17 protein-coding genes are annotated in these 14492 nt (G+C 72.2%); 7 read left to right on the top strand and 10 right to left on the bottom strand.

Features of this window, described 5'->3' with window-relative positions; genetic code table 11:
* Positions 1-146: 146 nt before the first annotated feature.
* Positions 147-314 (bottom strand): DUF3117 domain-containing protein, encoded by a 168-nt coding sequence (locus ACI2L3_RS22085; protein WP_003966491.1) that lies wholly within the window; start codon positions 312-314, stop codon positions 147-149.
* Positions 315-621: 307 nt separating this feature from the next.
* On the opposite strand from ACI2L3_RS22085, the gene ACI2L3_RS22080 reads away from it, so the two are divergent.
* Positions 622-1422, top strand: coding sequence for an enoyl-CoA hydratase/isomerase family protein (locus ACI2L3_RS22080; protein WP_404754084.1), 801 nt, complete (start codon positions 622-624; stop codon positions 1420-1422).
* Positions 1423-1427: 5 nt separating this feature from the next.
* Here the strand turns inward: ACI2L3_RS22080 and ACI2L3_RS22075 are convergent, their stop codons facing one another.
* Together ACI2L3_RS22075 and ACI2L3_RS22070 are read right to left on the bottom strand one after the other, a co-directional pair.
* Positions 1428-2018: a DNA-3-methyladenine glycosylase I gene (locus tag ACI2L3_RS22075; RefSeq protein WP_404754083.1), complete on the bottom strand. Its 591-nt coding sequence runs from the start codon at positions 2016-2018 to the stop codon at positions 1428-1430.
* On the bottom strand, positions 2015-2395 hold the full coding sequence (locus ACI2L3_RS22070) for a DivIVA domain-containing protein (protein ID WP_404754082.1): 381 nt from the start codon (positions 2393-2395) through the stop codon (positions 2015-2017). The genes ACI2L3_RS22075 and ACI2L3_RS22070 overlap by 4 nt, the downstream gene beginning before the upstream one ends.
* A 125-nt stretch (positions 2396-2520) precedes the next feature.
* Here ACI2L3_RS22070 and folP point away from each other — a divergent pair, with 125 nt between their 5' ends.
* Positions 2521-3381 carry a dihydropteroate synthase gene (gene folP, locus ACI2L3_RS22065; RefSeq protein WP_404754081.1) on the top strand — a complete coding sequence of 287 codons (861 nt, stop codon included), beginning with the start codon at positions 2521-2523 and terminating at the stop codon, positions 3379-3381.
* A gap of 170 nt (positions 3382-3551) precedes the next feature.
* On the opposite strand, the gene ACI2L3_RS22060 is transcribed toward folP, so the two are convergent.
* Both ACI2L3_RS22060 and dapE read right to left on the bottom strand, forming a co-directional pair.
* A complete protein-coding gene (locus ACI2L3_RS22060) occupies positions 3552-4328 on the bottom strand; it encodes a TIGR00730 family Rossman fold protein (RefSeq protein ID WP_404754080.1) in 777 nt (258 codons plus the stop codon).
* A gap of 99 nt (positions 4329-4427) precedes the next feature.
* A complete protein-coding gene (gene dapE / locus ACI2L3_RS22055) occupies positions 4428-5507 on the bottom strand; it encodes a succinyl-diaminopimelate desuccinylase (RefSeq protein WP_404754079.1) in 1080 nt (359 codons plus the stop codon).
* Between the two features lie 61 nt (positions 5508-5568).
* Here dapE and ACI2L3_RS22050 point away from each other — a divergent pair, with 61 nt between their 5' ends.
* Both ACI2L3_RS22050 and ACI2L3_RS22045 read left to right on the top strand, forming a co-directional pair.
* Positions 5569-6471, top strand: coding sequence for a heavy metal transporter (locus ACI2L3_RS22050; RefSeq protein ID WP_404754078.1), 903 nt, complete (start codon positions 5569-5571; stop codon positions 6469-6471).
* 323 nt (positions 6472-6794) lie between these two features.
* Positions 6795-7265 (top strand): ATP-binding protein, encoded by a 471-nt coding sequence (locus tag ACI2L3_RS22045; protein ID WP_404754077.1) that lies wholly within the window; start codon positions 6795-6797, stop codon positions 7263-7265.
* 106 nt (positions 7266-7371) lie between these two features.
* On the opposite strand, the gene ACI2L3_RS22040 is transcribed toward ACI2L3_RS22045, so the two are convergent.
* Complete coding sequence (locus ACI2L3_RS22040) at positions 7372-8466, bottom strand: bifunctional succinyldiaminopimelate transaminase/glutamate-prephenate aminotransferase (RefSeq protein ID WP_404754076.1); 1095 nt, start codon at positions 8464-8466, stop codon at positions 7372-7374.
* A gap of 97 nt (positions 8467-8563) precedes the next feature.
* A complete protein-coding gene (gene fdxA, locus ACI2L3_RS22035) occupies positions 8564-8884 on the bottom strand; it encodes a ferredoxin (protein ID WP_018956287.1) in 321 nt (106 codons plus the stop codon).
* 143 nt (positions 8885-9027) lie between these two features.
* Here fdxA and ACI2L3_RS22030 point away from each other — a divergent pair, with 143 nt between their 5' ends.
* From ACI2L3_RS22030 to ACI2L3_RS22020, 3 genes are all read left to right on the top strand, one after another.
* Positions 9028-10029 (top strand): GNAT family N-acetyltransferase, encoded by a 1002-nt coding sequence (locus ACI2L3_RS22030; protein WP_404754075.1) that lies wholly within the window; start codon positions 9028-9030, stop codon positions 10027-10029.
* Positions 10030-10113: 84 nt separating this feature from the next.
* Positions 10114-10944, top strand: coding sequence for a tetratricopeptide repeat protein (locus ACI2L3_RS22025; protein WP_404754074.1), 831 nt, complete (start codon positions 10114-10116; stop codon positions 10942-10944).
* A 68-nt stretch (positions 10945-11012) separates the two neighbouring features.
* A complete protein-coding gene (locus ACI2L3_RS22020; RefSeq protein ID WP_404754073.1) occupies positions 11013-11867 on the top strand; it encodes a transglutaminase-like domain-containing protein in 855 nt (284 codons plus the stop codon).
* A 4-nt stretch (positions 11868-11871) separates the two neighbouring features.
* On the opposite strand, the gene ACI2L3_RS22015 is transcribed toward ACI2L3_RS22020, so the two are convergent.
* Genes ACI2L3_RS22015 through ACI2L3_RS22005 form a run of 3 tightly spaced genes read right to left on the bottom strand, consistent with a single transcriptional unit; the run spans position 11872 to position 14479 of the window.
* Entirely contained in the window at positions 11872-12549 is a 678-nt protein-coding gene (locus ACI2L3_RS22015; protein WP_404754072.1) for a response regulator, read from the bottom strand.
* The gene (locus ACI2L3_RS22010; RefSeq protein WP_404754071.1) at positions 12546-13742 is read right to left on the bottom strand and encodes a sensor histidine kinase; all 1197 of its coding nucleotides are present in this window, start codon (positions 13740-13742) and stop codon (positions 12546-12548) included. Before ACI2L3_RS22010 ends, ACI2L3_RS22015 begins: the two co-directional genes overlap by 4 nt.
* On the bottom strand, positions 13739-14479 hold the full coding sequence (locus ACI2L3_RS22005; RefSeq protein WP_404754381.1) for an ABC transporter permease: 741 nt from the start codon (positions 14477-14479) through the stop codon (positions 13739-13741). The genes ACI2L3_RS22010 and ACI2L3_RS22005 overlap by 4 nt, the downstream gene beginning before the upstream one ends.
* Between the last annotated feature and the right edge of the window lie 13 nt (positions 14480-14492).

The raw sequence follows: 14492 nt of genomic DNA, 5'->3' as shown, positions 1-14492 counted from the left end.
GGTCCTGGGCCCCACGGCCTGCGCCCCTTGAGCAGATCAGCCCCGGGCCCCACGGCCTGTGCCCCTGAAGGCCCCCGGCCCGGACACAGCACTGCCCGGCATCGTCGTACGATGCCGGGCAGTGGAAAAGTGTGCGCGCTTCCGCGTCAGCCGACGACCTTCTTCAGGGCGTCGCCGAGCGCGTCGGCCTCGTCCGGAGTCAGTTCGACGACAAGTCGTCCGCCGCCTTCGAGCGGAACGCGCATGACGATGCCCCGCCCCTCCTTGGTCACCTCGAGCGGGCCGTCGCCCGTCCGCGGCTTCATGGCCGCCATGCTCGTTCCCCTTCCTGAAACCAGCTCATCGCAGCCGACAACCCAGGTGTCACCGGCATCGAACACATTGCTTCCAGGCCATTATCCCGCATCGCGGGACCCGATGACCAACATCGGTCGGCATCGCTTGCGCAACGCGCGCCCGCAAAACCCCTCATTTCGGCGATGTGGCTGCGATACTTCGCCGTCCCATACGCCCCAGGGACCCGAAATTCTTTGACGCAGGTCACATGACCGGTCGCATGCCGGAGCTCGATGATCTCCGTCATGCTGAGCTCTACGTACTGGACCAGCGGAGGGGACCACCATGGCCGACAGCGTGCTCTACGAGGTGAGCGACGGACTCGCGACGATCACGATCAACCGTCCCGAGGCGATGAACGCCATGAACACCGAGGCGAAGGTCGCGCTGCGGGAAGCCGTGCGGTCGGCCGCCGGCGACGAGGCCGTGCGCGCGGTGCTGCTCACCGCGACGGGCCGCGCCTTCTGTGTGGGCCAGGACCTCAAGGAGCACATCGGCTCCCTCGCGGCGGACCGCGAGGCGGGCACCGGGCAGACGATGAGCACGGTCAAGGAGCACTACAACCCCATCGTGCGGGCCCTGGCGGGCATGCCGAAGCCGGTCGTGGCGGGGGTCAACGGCGTCGCCGCGGGCGCGGGCCTCGGCTTCGCGCTCGCCGCCGACTACCGGGTCGTCGCGGACACCGCCAAGTTCAACACCTCGTTCGCGGGCGTCGCGCTGACCGCCGACTCCGGAGTCTCCTGGACGCTGCCGCGCGTGATCGGCCCCGGCCGCGCCGCCGACCTGCTGCTCTTCCCGCGCAACATCAGCGCGCAGGAGGCGTACGAGCTGGGCATCGCCAACCGGATCGTGCCCGCCGACGACCTCGCCGCCGAGGCCGCGCAGGTGGCCCGCACCCTCGCCGAGGGCCCGACCCTGGCCTACGCCGCGCTCAAGGAGTCCCTGGCCTACGCCGCGGGCCACACCTTGGACGAGGCGCTGGACAAGGAGGACGAGCTGCAGGCGAAGGCGGGCGCGTCGGAGGACCACACCATCGCCGTGCAGGCTTTCATCGCCAAGGAGAAGCCGAAGTACCTCGGGCGCTGATCCGGTTACGCGGCCTCGCGGGCCACGCAGTCCGCGAGGTGGTCGTCGACCAGACCGCAGGCCTGCATCAGCGCGTACGCCGTGGTGGGGCCGACGAAGCGGATGCCGCGCTTCTTGAGTGCCTTGGAGAGGGCCGTGGACTCGTCGGTGATCGCGGGTACCTCGGCGATGCTGCGGGGTGCCTGACGGGTCGCGGGGTCCGGTGCGTACGACCAGATCAGGGAGTCCAGTTCGCCCTCGGACCAGTCGGCGAGCACGCGCGCGTTGGCGAGGGTGGCGTCGATCTTGGCGCGGTTGCGGATGATCCCCGGGTCGGCGAGGAGCCGCTCGCGGTCCTCGTCGGTGAACTCCGCCACCGCGGCGATCCTGAACCCGGCGAAGGCGGCGCGGAAGCCTTCGCGGCGGCGCAGGATCGTGATCCACGACAGGCCCGACTGGAAGGCTTCCAGGCAGAGCCGCTCGTACAGCGCGTCGTCGCCGCGGACCGGGCGGCCCCACTCGTCGTCGTGGTACGCCACGTAGTCCGCGGTGGACAGGCCCCACGGGCAGCGGAGGCCGCCGTCCGGGCCCGGGACCGCGCCGCTCTCGGTACTCACTGGTCGTCGCCCTTCTTCTCCTCGGGCCCACGTGGTTCGTACCCCTCGAAGAGAGTGCGGCCCGCGACCGCCGTGGCCTGCGCGCCGGCCAGGGCCGCCTCCAGCTCGGCGATGCGGGCGTCCCGCTCGGCCAGCTCGGCGCCGAGGCGGCCGAGGACGTCGTCCACCTCGTCCATGTGGTAGCCGCGCAGCGTCATCGGGAAGCGCACCGCGTCGACGTCGGCACGGCGCAGGGGGCGGTCCAGGGGCAGCGGGTCGGTGAACCGCTCGGGCGCGGCGTCGGGCAGCGCGCCGCTCTCGCCGCCGCTGATCACGGCGAGGGTCACCGCGCCGACCACCACCAGGAGGGCGACGACCAGGAACAAGAACAAGACCATCTCTTCAGGCCCTCACGCTCGACTGCCCGTGCTGAAACTGTCAGGGTCCGATCGTGCCATGTGCCTGTGACAGTTAAGGTCGCAGGCGGCCGAACCGCGACAAGGACCCAGGAGGGCCACAGGGCATGCTCAGGCTTGGCAGGCGCGAGTTCGACGCGCACGAGCCGGTGATCATGGCGATCGTCAACCGGACCCCGGACTCCTTCTACGACCAGGGAGCCACGTTCCGCGACGAACCGGCGCTCGCGCGCGTGGAGCAGGCCGTGGCCGAGGGCGCCGCCATCGTCGACATCGGCGGGGTCAAGGCGGGCCCGGGCGAGGAGGTCACCGCCGAGGAGGAGGCGCGCCGCACGGTCGGGTTCGTCGCCGAGGTCCGCAAGCGGTTCCCCGACGTGGTGATCAGCGTCGACACGTGGCGGCACGACGTCGGTGCGGCGGTCTGCGAGGCGGGCGCCGATCTGCTCAACGACGCCTGGGGCGGCGTCGACCCGAAGCTCGCGGAGGTCGCCGCGCGCTACGGGGTGGGCCTGGTCTGCACGCACGCGGGCGGCGCCGAACCGCGCACGCGGCCGCACCGCGTCACGTACGACGACGTGATGGCCGACATCCTGCGCGTGACGGTCGGCCTGGCCGAACGCGCGGTGGAGCTGGGCGTGCCGCGCGAGTCCGTGATGATCGACCCGGGCCACGACTTCGGCAAGAACACCCGCCACAGCCTGGAGGCCACCCGCAGGCTCGGCGAGATGGTCGACACGGAGTGGCCCGTCCTGGTCTCCCTCTCCAACAAGGACTTCGTCGGCGAGACCCTCGACAAGCCGGTCAAGGAACGCGTCATCGGCACCCTGGCGACCACAGCGGTCTCCGCCTGGCTGGGCGCCCAGGTCTACCGCGTGCACGAGGTCGCCGAGACCAAGCAGGTGCTGGACATGGTGGCGACGATCGCGGGGCATCGTGCTCCCGCCGTGGCCCGGCGAGGATTGGCCTGAGCGACCCCGCCCCACCCCGGCCGGACGGAGTCCGGCGCAGCCGTGCGAAGCCCGGGAGGCGCCCCGGCGCCGAGCGGCGCGAGCGCGGCACGAAGGAAAGGTCATGGTGGCGACGATCGCGGGGCATCGGCCCCCGGCGGTCGCCCGCCGGGGACTCGCCTGAGTGCTTCTTACTTGCCGACTTCCTTCGTCACCAGTGAGATCGCCTCTTCCACGTCGTCCGTGACGTGGAAGAGGAGGAGGTCCGCCTCGGAGGCCTTGCCCTGGGCGATCACCGTGTTCTTGAGCCAGTCGACCAGGCCGCCCCAGTACTGCGAGCCGAAGAGGACGATGGGGAAGCGGGTGACCTTGCGGGTCTGGACGAGGGTGAGCGCTTCGAAGAGCTCGTCCAGCGTGCCGAGGCCGCCGGGCAGGACCACGAAACCCTGCGCGTACTTCACGAACATCGTCTTGCGGACGAAGAAGTAGCGGAAGTTCACGCCGATGTCGACGTACGGGTTGAGGCCCTGCTCGAAGGGGAGCTCGATGCCGAGGCCGACCGAGGTGCCCTTCGCCTCGACGGCGCCCTGGTTGGCGGCCTGCATCGCGCCGGGACCGCCGCCCGTGATCACGGCGAAGCCGGCCTCCACGAGCGCCTTGCCGATCTCGACCCCGGCCGCGTACTCCGGAGAGTCCTCCCCCGTGCGCGCCGAACCGAACACGCTGATGGCGGGCGGGAGTTCCGCGAGGGTGCCGAAGCCCTCGATGAACTCGGACTGGATGCGCAGGACTCTCCAGGGATCCGTGTGCACCCATTCGGAAGGCCCGTCGGAGTCGAGGAGACGCTGGTCCGTGGTACCGGCCTGCACCTTGTCCCGCCGGCGCAGCACCGGGCCGAGCCGCTGCTCCTCAGGACGCTTCCTGGCAGCGCGGGCAGCGCGCTCGGCGCTGTTGTCGGGGTGGCTCATCGTCTGCTCCCTCCATGCGTACGTGACCCACAGCGTAGATCTACGCGGGTTACGTCCGAGGGACCTCGGGATGTCCGGCACCAAGAGCGGCACAGGAACCTACGACGTCAGCCAGGCCCGCAGCTTCTCCTCCGCCACCGGGATCAGCGACGCCTCGACGCGCTCGTCGATCTTGTGGGCCAGCAACGGGTTGCCGGGGCTGTAGTTGACCGCGGGCACGCCGAGCGCGCTGAAGCGGGAGACGTCCGTCCAGCCGAACTTGGGGCGGGCCTCGCCGCCGACGGCCGCCATGAAGGCCGCGGCAGCCGGGTGGGTCAGGCCGGGGCGGGCCGCGCCCGTGTGGTCGTCGACGACGAACTCGTCGACGCCGCAGTCCGCGAAGTAGTCGCGGACGAAGGCGAGGGCCTCTTCCTCGCTGCGGTCGGGGGCGTAGCGGAAGTTGACGGTGACGGTGCACTCGTCGGGGATGACGTTGGTGGCCACGCCGCCCTCGATGCGGACGGCGTTGAGGCCCTCGTGGAACTCCAGGCCCTCGACCACCGGCTTGCGGGGCTCGTAGGCGGCGAGCTTCTGGAGGATGGGGGTGGCCGCGTGGATGGCGTTGGAGCCCATCCACGCACGCGCGGAGTGTGCCCGCACGCCCTTGGTCTTGAGGAGGACCCGCAGGGTGCCCTGGCAGCCGCCCTCGACCTGGCCGTCGGTCGGCTCCAGGAGGACGGCGAAGTCGCCCGCCAGCCAGTCGGGGTGGGCCTCGGCGACGTGCCCGAGGCCGTTGAGGTGGGCGGCCACTTCTTCGTTGTCGTAGAAGACGAAGGTGAGGTCGCGGTTGGGTTCGGGCACGGTCTGCGCGATGCGCAGCTGGACGGCGACGCCCGACTTCATGTCGCAGGTGCCGCAGCCCCAGAGGACGCCGTTCTCGTCGAGACGGGAGGGGACGTTGTCCGCGATCGGCACCGTGTCGATGTGCCCGGCGAGGATGACCCGCTCGGCGCGGCCGAGGTTCGTGCGGGCCACCACGTTGTTGCCGTGCCGGTCGACCGTGAGGTGCGGCAGGGCGCGCAGGGCCGTCTCGATGGCGTCGGCGAGCGCCTTCTCCTCGCCGCTCGGGGACGGGAAGTCGACCAGCCGCGCGGTGAGCTCCGCGGCGTCGAGCGTGAGGTCAAGCGGTGTCTGAGACATGCGGACGACCCTAACGCCGGTGGGCCGCCGCCCTGTCAGTGGACTCCAGTACCTTGGACGCGTGCCTGAGCCCCCCAGCCCCCTCCGGCGCGGCCGCCTCCTCCGTATCGGGACCGCGGCCGCCGTGCTGCTCGCCGTCGTGGGCTATGTGACGTTGCAGTACGTGTACGGGGGCAAGCGCGAGCCGCGGTGCACGGTCGTGTCGGGCAGGGGCGACGGCGCTTCGTACACCTTCACGGCCGAACAGGCGGAGAACGCCGCGACGGTCGCCGCGGCCGGCACCTCGCGCGGGATGCCGGAGCGCGCGGTGACCATCGCCCTCGCCACCGCCCTTCAGGAGTCGGGGCTGCGCAACATCACGCACGGGGACCGGGATTCGCTCGGCCTCTTCCAGCAGCGGCCCTCGCAGGGCTGGGGCGACGAGCGGCAGATCATGGACCCGGCGTATTCGGCGGGCCGTTTCTACGAGCACCTTGCCGACGTCCCCGGCTATTCGCGGCTGCCCCTCACGGTCGCCGCGCAGCGCGTGCAGCGCAGCGGCTATCCGCAGGCCTACGCCAAGCACGAGCCGGACGCCGCGCTGCTCGCCGCCGCGCTCACCGGCCGGGCGCCCGCCACCTTCGGCTGCGAGGGCCGCGCCGGCACGGACCCCGGCGGTCCGGCGAAGGTCCGGGCCGCGCTCGTCCGCGACTTCGGCCGCGAGGTGCGCCCCGGCGGCGCCCCGGGGCGCGCGGTGACGGTCCGCGTGCCCGCCCGGCCGGCCGACGACCGGGCGTCGCAGCGCGGCTGGGAGCTGGCGCACTGGGCGGTGGCGCACTCCTCCGCGCTGCACATCGAGCGGGTTTCGTACGGCGGCCGGGAGTGGCGTGCCGGGGATTCGGGGAAGTGGCGGAAGGTGCCGGCGGCCGGGGCCGCGGGGGCGGGCAGGGCCGCGGACGAGGTCCGAATCGTCACTGGGCAGTAGTGCGGCGCTTCACTCTTTGGGGGCACTCGGGGCGTTACGGAGCGACACCGTGTCCGAGTTTCCGGCCCCGGTCTCGCGCAATCTCCAAATCCCTTGAGATCACAGGGCATTAAGGTTTCTGCAGCGAAACGGCCCGTAAGTCGTTTGCCCCTTTTTCTCCGCAGCCGATAATGCGACGCATTGCCAACTCTTTACATTGGCGCACCGCAACCTTCGCGGGCTTCGAGCGGTAGTCACTGCGTCTGACCGCCGGAAGCCGTCCGGCGCGACGCCGGAGCCGATCCGGCGGACACCCAACGTCCTCTCCCGTTTGAAGGAGCATCATGTCCCTCCCCCTGACCCGCCGGATCGCCCGTGCCGCGCTGCTCAGCGCAGCGGGTGCAGCTTCCGTGGTCGGTGCGGCCGGCTCCGCGAGCGCCGTTGACCTCCCGGCCGCCCCCGACCTGGGCGGAGTGTCCGCTGTGGACGGCGACGGCCTCGGCAACACCGTCGACGACGCGGCTCAGAACGTCGGCAACCTCGCGGGCGACACCGGAAGCAAGGCCGTGAAGAAGTCCGTCCCGGCCGCGACCAAGGCCGTCGGCCGGGCCGGCAAGACGGCGGTTCCCGCCGGACAGCGGGCCGCCGGTGACGTCACGGGCAGCGCGGGCCAGGTGCTCGGCGAGACCGCGAACTCGGCCACCGAGGGCGGGCTGCCCACCGACGACCTGGGCGGCGGCCTGCCCACCGACTCGCTGACGCAGGGCGGCCTGCCGACCGACCAGCTGCCGGTCAGCACCCTGCCGCTCGGCTGACCCGGGCCACACGCAGGGAGGGCCCGGAGCCACTGGCTCCGGGCCCTCCGTCGTGCTCGGACGTCGTGCTCTGACGTCGTGCTCTGACGTCGTCCTCGAAGGCGCGTTACGCCAGCCGCTCGACCGCCGCCGCGACCCGCTCGTCCGTCGCCGTCAGCGCCACGCGCACGAAGCGGTCGCCCGCCGGGCCGTAGAAGTCGCCGGGCGCCACCAGGATGCCGCGTTCCGCGAGGTGGCCGACGGTGTCCCAGCAGGACTCGTCGCGGGTGGCCCACAGGTAGAGGCTGGCCTCGCTGTGCTCGATGCGGAAGCCGTGCTTCAGCAGGGCGTCCCGCAGGGCGGCGCGCCGGGCCGCGTACCGCTCGCGCTGCTCGCGCACGTGCTCGTCGTCGCCGAGGGCCGCCACGACGGCGGCCTGGGTCGGCGCGGAGGTCATCATGCCGCCGTGCTTGCGGATCTGCAGCAGGTCCCCGAGGACGCCCGCGTCACCGGCGACGAACGCCGCGCGGTACCCCGCCAGGTTGGACCGCTTGGAGAGCGAGTGGACGGCGACGATGCCCTCGTACGAACCGCCGCACACGTCCGGGTGCAGGACCGAGACCGGCTCGGCCTCCCAGCCGAGTTCCAGGTAGCACTCGTCGCTGACGAGCAGCACGCCGTGTTCGCGCGCCCAGGCGACGGTGCGGGTCAGCTCTTCCTCGGTCAGGACGCGGCCGGTGGGGTTCGAGGGCGAGTTGAGCCAGAGGAGCTTGAGGCCGGCCGGGTCGAGCTCGGTCGGCTCGTCGTAGGCGACGTACTCCGCGCGGGCCAGGCGCGCGCCCACCTCGTACGTCGGGTAGGCGAGCCGCGGGTAGGCCACCACGTCGCCCGGGCCGAGGCCCAGCTGCGTCGGGAGCCAGGCCACGAGCTCCTTGGAGCCGACGACCGGCAGGACGTTGCGGTGCGTCAGGCCGCGGGCGCCGAGGCGCCGTTCGCACCAGCCGGTGAGCGCGTCGCGCAGCTCGGCCGTGCCCCACACCGTCGGATAGCCGGGCGAGTCCGCGGCCGCGATCAGCGCTTTCTGGATCAGCTCGGGAACCGGGTCCACCGGGGTGCCGACCGACAGGTCGACGATGCCGCCGGGGTGGGCGGCCGCCGTGGCCTTGTACGGCTCGAGCTTGTCCCAGGGGAAGGTGGGAAGCCGGTCGGAGACTGCGGACACGTGTTGACTCCCGTGCTGGTGCTGGTCGTTGTTGCATATGCCTCGGTCCCGTGCGGCGAAGATGCCGTACGGGACCGGGGCGACGCTCAGGCTGCCGTTACTGGTTCTGCGGCGGCAGGGCGGCGATGAAGGCGTGGTCGCGCTCGATCAGGCCGAGCTTGCTCGCGCCACCGGGCGAACCGAGATCGTCGAAGAACTCGACGTTCGCCTTGTAGTAGTCCTTCCACTCCTCAGGAGTGTCGTCCTCGTAGAAGATCGCCTCGACCGGGCAGACCGGTTCGCAGGCTCCACAGTCGACGCATTCGTCCGGGTGGATGTACAAGGACCGCTGGCCCTCGTAAATGCAGTCGACCGGGCACTCCTCGATGCACGCCTTGTCCTTGACGTCGACACAAGGCTGCGCGATGACGTAGGTCACGCTGTCGTTCCTCCTCGATACGGGCGTTGGCGGGCCGTCCTCAGGCTCCGCTCGCCTGGCGCGCGGGAGCGCGGCGTCGTCGATGCCCGCCCCTAGTATCTCCGTTCCCGGGCATGATCCGAACAGGAGGGGCTTGCAGAGCTGTGGAAATCACCGGCGGCGGACGACTCGAGGTCCGTATCACCCCTGCTGACGTGGGGAAAAGAGTCTCCATTCGACGCCTGAGCACCGCTTCGGCGCCGGGTGACAAGTTCACCGACACGGTGGGTGTTCTCACATCGTGGGACGACGGTGTGGTGCTCATCACACGACGGAACGGTGAGAGCGTCCGCATCCCGGAAGGAACCCTGGTGGCGGGCAAGGTCGTGCCGGCCGCGCCCGCGCGCCGCCGGGGCCCCGCCGCCTCCTACGAGGAGCTGGCGCGGGTCTCCGCCCGGGCCTGGCAGCCCGTGGAGAGCGAGCGGCTCGGGGAGTGGGAGCTGCGGGCGGCGGCCGGGTTCACGCGGCGGGCCAACTCCGCGCTGCCGCTGGGCGATCCCGGCCGACCGCTCGACGAGGCACTCTCGTACGTGCGCGAGTGGTACGCGGCCCGTGACCTGCCCCCGTACATCCAGACCGCGACCGGCGCCGAGGGCACGCAGGAGCTGCTCTGCGCCGGCCTGGAGGAGCGCGGCTGGGTGCGCGAGGTGACCGCGGAGGTGCACGTCGGGGGGCTCGCCCCGGTCGGGGACCTGGCCGCGGACGTGGACCGTGTCGTGCTCTCCCGCTCCTTCGACGAGCCGTGGCTGCGGCGGTACAAGCGGTTCGGGGTTCCGGGACCGCATGTGCTCGAGGTGCTGGCGGGCGGGCCCTCGGTATGGTTCGCTTCCGTGCCCGGGAGCGGTGACGCCCCGGCCGCCATCGGGCGGTGCGTGGTGGACGGACGCTGGGCGGGCTTCATGGCCGTCGAGGTGGACCCGGAGCACCGGCGCCGGGGGCTCGCCACCGCGGTGATGACCGCACTGGCCCGGCAGGCCCTGGCCGAGGGCGCTTCGGCGGCCTGGCTGCAGGTCGAGGACGACAACGACAGCGCGCGGGCGCTGTACGGCGGGATGGGTTTCGCCGCTCATCACGCCTATCACCACTACCGGTACGGCCCTGCCTGAGCGGGAACGGCGGGCCTGACGGAGCACGGCAGAGCAGAGCACGGCACGGAAACAGCGCCCGGCGAGGGCAGACACGAGGCACGTATGCACGCGGAGTCCGGCGAATGGCGGCGGCGGTTCGCCGAAGAAGCGAGGTCGGAGCGGCCCGGTCTCGCGCCGCTGTGCCTGCTGATCGGCACCGAGGCCGACCCCTCCCTCGACGAGGCAGGGATCGACGCCGCAGAGATCGAGCTGGACCGCCTCGCCGGTCTGCTGCCGTTCCGGCCCGGCGGGCCCCGCGCGTGGGCGACCGCGATGGCCGAACTCCTCGGTGACCAGTGCGGGTTCGAGGGAACCCCTGGCGACTACCAGCGCCTGGACTCCTCCCTCCTGCACCAGGTCCTGCGCCGCCGCAGGGGCCTGCCGATCCTGCTCTCCGTGGTGTGGATGGAAGTGGCGCGCCGCGCGGGCGCCCCCGTCTACGGAGTCGCGCTCCCCGGACACTTCGTCGTCGGCTTCGGGCCGCGCGACGACCAGGTCCTCGCCGACCCCTTCGACGGCGGCCGGCTGCTCACCGGCACCGACGCCGAGCTCCTGGTGGCCGGGACAGCGGGCACGGGCATCCAGCCGTCCATGCTGACGCCCGCCGACCCGCTGAACATCGTGCAGCGGATCCTCAACAACATCAGGGCCTGGGCCGCCGCCCGGCCCGAGCGGTCCGACGTCGCCCTGTGGGCCCTGGAGCTGTCGCTGCTGCTGCCCGCCCATCCGGCCAGGCTGCGCTACGAGCGGGCCCAACTCCTCGTCCAGCGGGGGGACTTCCTGGGGGGCGCGGCGGAGCTCGACGCGTACGCGGATGTGGTGACTCCGGTGGAGCCGACCACGGCGGAACGGGTGCGCCAGCAGGCGCGGGCCGCGCGGGCGATGCTGAACTGAGCCGGTGCGGGACGGTGCGGGCCGCCCGGACGGACGTATCGATCGAGGCGACCGGGCACCACGGACGTATGCACCCCCGACCCCCCGGAACCACCGAGTGGCGGCGGCTGTTCGCGGCCGAGGCCGAGTCCGCACGGCCCGATCTGGCGCTCCTGTGCCTGCTGATCGGCACCGAGGCGGACCCCTCCTTCGACGAGGCGGACATCGACGCCGCACGGCGCCTGCTCGACCGGCTCGCGGAACAGGCCGAACTCGGCCGCCGCTCCCGCCGCACCGACGACCCGCGCGCCTGGGCCGCCGCCCTGACCGACCTCCTCGGCACGCACTGCGGCTTCAAGGGCAGACCCGGCGACTACCAGCGCCTGGACTCCTCCCTCCTCCACCGCGTCCTGCGCCGCCGCAGGGGCCTGCCGATCCTGCTCTCCGTCGTCTGGATGGAAGTGGCACGCCGCGCGGGCGCCCCCGTCTACGGAGTCGCGCTCCCCGGACACTTCGTCGTCGGCTTCGGACCCCGCGACGACCAGATCCTCGCCGACCCCTTCGACGGCGGCAGGATGCTCACCGGCACCGACGTGGAACTCCTGGTGGCGGCGGCCACGGGGTCACCGCCCGTGCCGTCGATGCTGAGCCCCGCCGGCCCGCTGGACATCGTGGCGCGCATCCTCAACAACATCCGCGCCTGGGCCGCGCCCCGCCCCGAACGCTCCGACGTCTCCCTCTGGGCCGTCGACCTCAGCCTGCTCCTGCCGTCACCGTCGCCCCGGCTGCACTACGAGCGCGCCCAACTCCTCGTCCACAGAGGGGAGTACCTGGCGGGTGCGCGCGAGCTGGACACGTACGCCGACGACGTCGCCGCCCTGGATCCGGCGACGGCCGACCGGGCGCGGCGGCAGGCGCGCGGGGCACGGGCGATGCTGAACTGACGCTTCAGAGCCAGCCCTTGTCCCTGGCGGTCCTGACCGCCTCCGCGCGGTTGCGGACGGCGAGCTTCTGGATGGCGGTCGAGAGGTAGTTGCGGACCGTGCCCGGCGAGAGGTGCAGGGCCGTGGCGAGCTCGGCGTTGGTGGCGCCGTCGGCGGCCGCGCGCAGCACCTCGCGCTCGCGGTCCGTCAGCGGGTTCGCGCCCTCCGCGAGGGCGGCCGCCGCCAGCGCGGGGTCGATGACCCGCTCCCCCGCGAGCACCTTGCGCACCGCCGCGGCGAGCTGGGCCGCGGGGGCGTCCTTGACGAGGAACGCGTCGGCGCCCGCCTCCATGGCGGCCCGCAGATAGCCGGGGCGCCCGAAGGTGGTGAGCACGACGATCTTCAATCCGGGGAGGGCGGCGCGCAGTTCGGCCGCCGCCTCGATGCCGGTCATGCCGGGCATCTCGATGTCGAGCAGCGCCACGTCCACGGCGTGCGCGCGGGCCGCCGCGAGCACCTCGTCGCCGCGGGCCGCCTGGGCGACGACCTCGATGTCCGGCTCCAGACCGAGCAGCGCGGCGAGGGCCTCACGAACCATGGACTGGTCCTCGGCGAGCAGCACCCTGGTGACGCCGTCGGTGCCGCTCCCCCTGTTCCCGCCGCCCTCACTGTTCCCGCTGTTCCCGCTGTTCCCACTGCTCATGGTGGTGATCCTATGGTCGCCTCCATGAGGGGCACCCGGACCGCCAGGCGGAAGCCGTGGCGGGTGCCCCGGTCCGTCTCCAGGATGCCGCCCACCGCCTCCACGCGTTCGGCGAGGCCCGTCAGGCCGTTGCCCGCCGCGGTGCCGGAACCGCCCACTCCGTCGTCCTCCACGGAGAGTTCGAGGAGCGGGCCGGCGAGCGTCTGCCGGGTCGTGAACGCCACCGTGCAGCGGCGGGCCCCGCTGTGCCGCACGACATTGGTCACGGCCTCCCGCAGCGCCCACGCCAGCGCCGCCTCCGCCTCCTCGCCCGGCAGCCCGGCGGGCGGCTCCAGCGGTACGTCGGCCTCGATGTCCGCGGCGGTCAGCGCGGTGCGGGCGCCGGCCAGTTCGTCGGCCAGGGTGCGTCTGCGGTAGCCGGAGACGGCCGCGCGCACGTCGGCCATGGCCTGCCGGCTGACCTGTTCGATGTCGGCGACCTGTCGGGCCGCCTTGCCGGGGTCGCCGGGGAGCATTCGCCCGGCGAGCTCGCTCTTGAGCGTGATGAGGGAGAGCGAGTGGCCGAGCAGGTCGTGCAGGTCGCGGGCGAGCCGCAGCCGCTCCTCGTTGGCCGCCAGCTGGGCGACGGTGGCGCGGGCCTGCCGCAACTGGACCGTCGTACGGATCAACTGGCGTACGCCGGACATCGCGAAGCCCGCCAGGAGGGTGATCACCCCGAGGTTGGTGAGCAGGTCCCCGAGGCCGTCGTCGCGCAGCCCCACCAGGACCATGAGGAGGGTGACCGCGGGGATGGCCCAGAGGGAGTACCGGATCGGCAGCACGGCGCCCGCGGAGACCGAGACGTACACGAAGAGGCCGAGCCAGTGGTCGCCGAGGCTGAAGGCGAGCACGGCCGCGAGGACCACGAGGAGTCCGAAGCAGACGGTGACCGGGCCCCACCGCACGATCCGGGTGGTGTAGCGGAAGACGAGCGCCAGATAGCAGGCCACGAAGAGCGCGAGGCCGGACGCGCCGAGGACCGTGGCGACGGTCGTGTGCCGCCCGTCGGCCAGGTCCTTGACCGGGGAGCTCAGGAAGATGAGCCAGACAGCGATCCAGCCCGCCTTCGCCAGGACCTGCCCGCGGCTACGGGGCGGGCGGCCGAACGTGTACACGGGGTGCCGCTCGTCGCCCGCGGCGTCTGTCTCGCTCACGCCTTCAGTGTGTCCTTCCGGTACAGCCACGCCGCGCCGCCCGCGAAGAGGAGGAAGTAGGCGACCAGGAGCGTGACGTCCTTCGCGTGCGGTGCGTCGCCCAGTTCGATGGCCTGCCCGAGGGCAGCGTACGCGTGGGTGGGCAGCCAGGACGCCGCCTCCTGGAGCCAGTGCGGGAACGTCGTCACCGGCATCCACAGGCCGCCGAGGAGGGAGAGCCCGAAGTAGACGATCATCGTGATCGGGCGGACGGCGTCGCCGGTCGCGAGGTAGCCGATGGCCACGCCCAGCGCGGCGAAGCAGAGGCTGCCCGCCCAGATCGCGCCGGTCAGCGCCAGCCACTGCCAGGCCTCGAAGCGGACGTCCTTGAAGACCGCGGCGGCCACGAACACGACGATGATGGACGGCAGGCTGACGACGGCCGCGCTCGCGGTCTTCGCCAGGACATAGCCGCGCCCGGGGAGCGCGGTCAGGCGCAGCTGCCGCACCCAGCCGCTCTCCCGCTCCTTGGCGATGCGCTCGCTGTTGCCCATGAGTACGGCGGTGAGCGCGCCGAAGGACGCCATCGAGACCATCATGAACGCTGGCACGGACAGGCCCGTCCCGGGGACCTTGTCGGCGCCGTCCTGAGTACCGGCGATGATCACGAAGAGCATCGACGGATAGATGACGGAGAAGAAGAGGAATTTGCGGTTGCGCAGGGCGCGGGTGATCTCCAGCTTGATGAGGCTGTTCATGCCGTGGGTGCCT

Origin of the sequence: Streptomyces sp. NPDC029674 (assembly GCF_044903205.1) — a bacterium.
Classification (GTDB): Bacteria; Actinomycetota; Actinomycetes; order Streptomycetales; family Streptomycetaceae; genus Streptomyces.
This window is presented reverse-complemented; position numbering and strand designations above follow the sequence as displayed.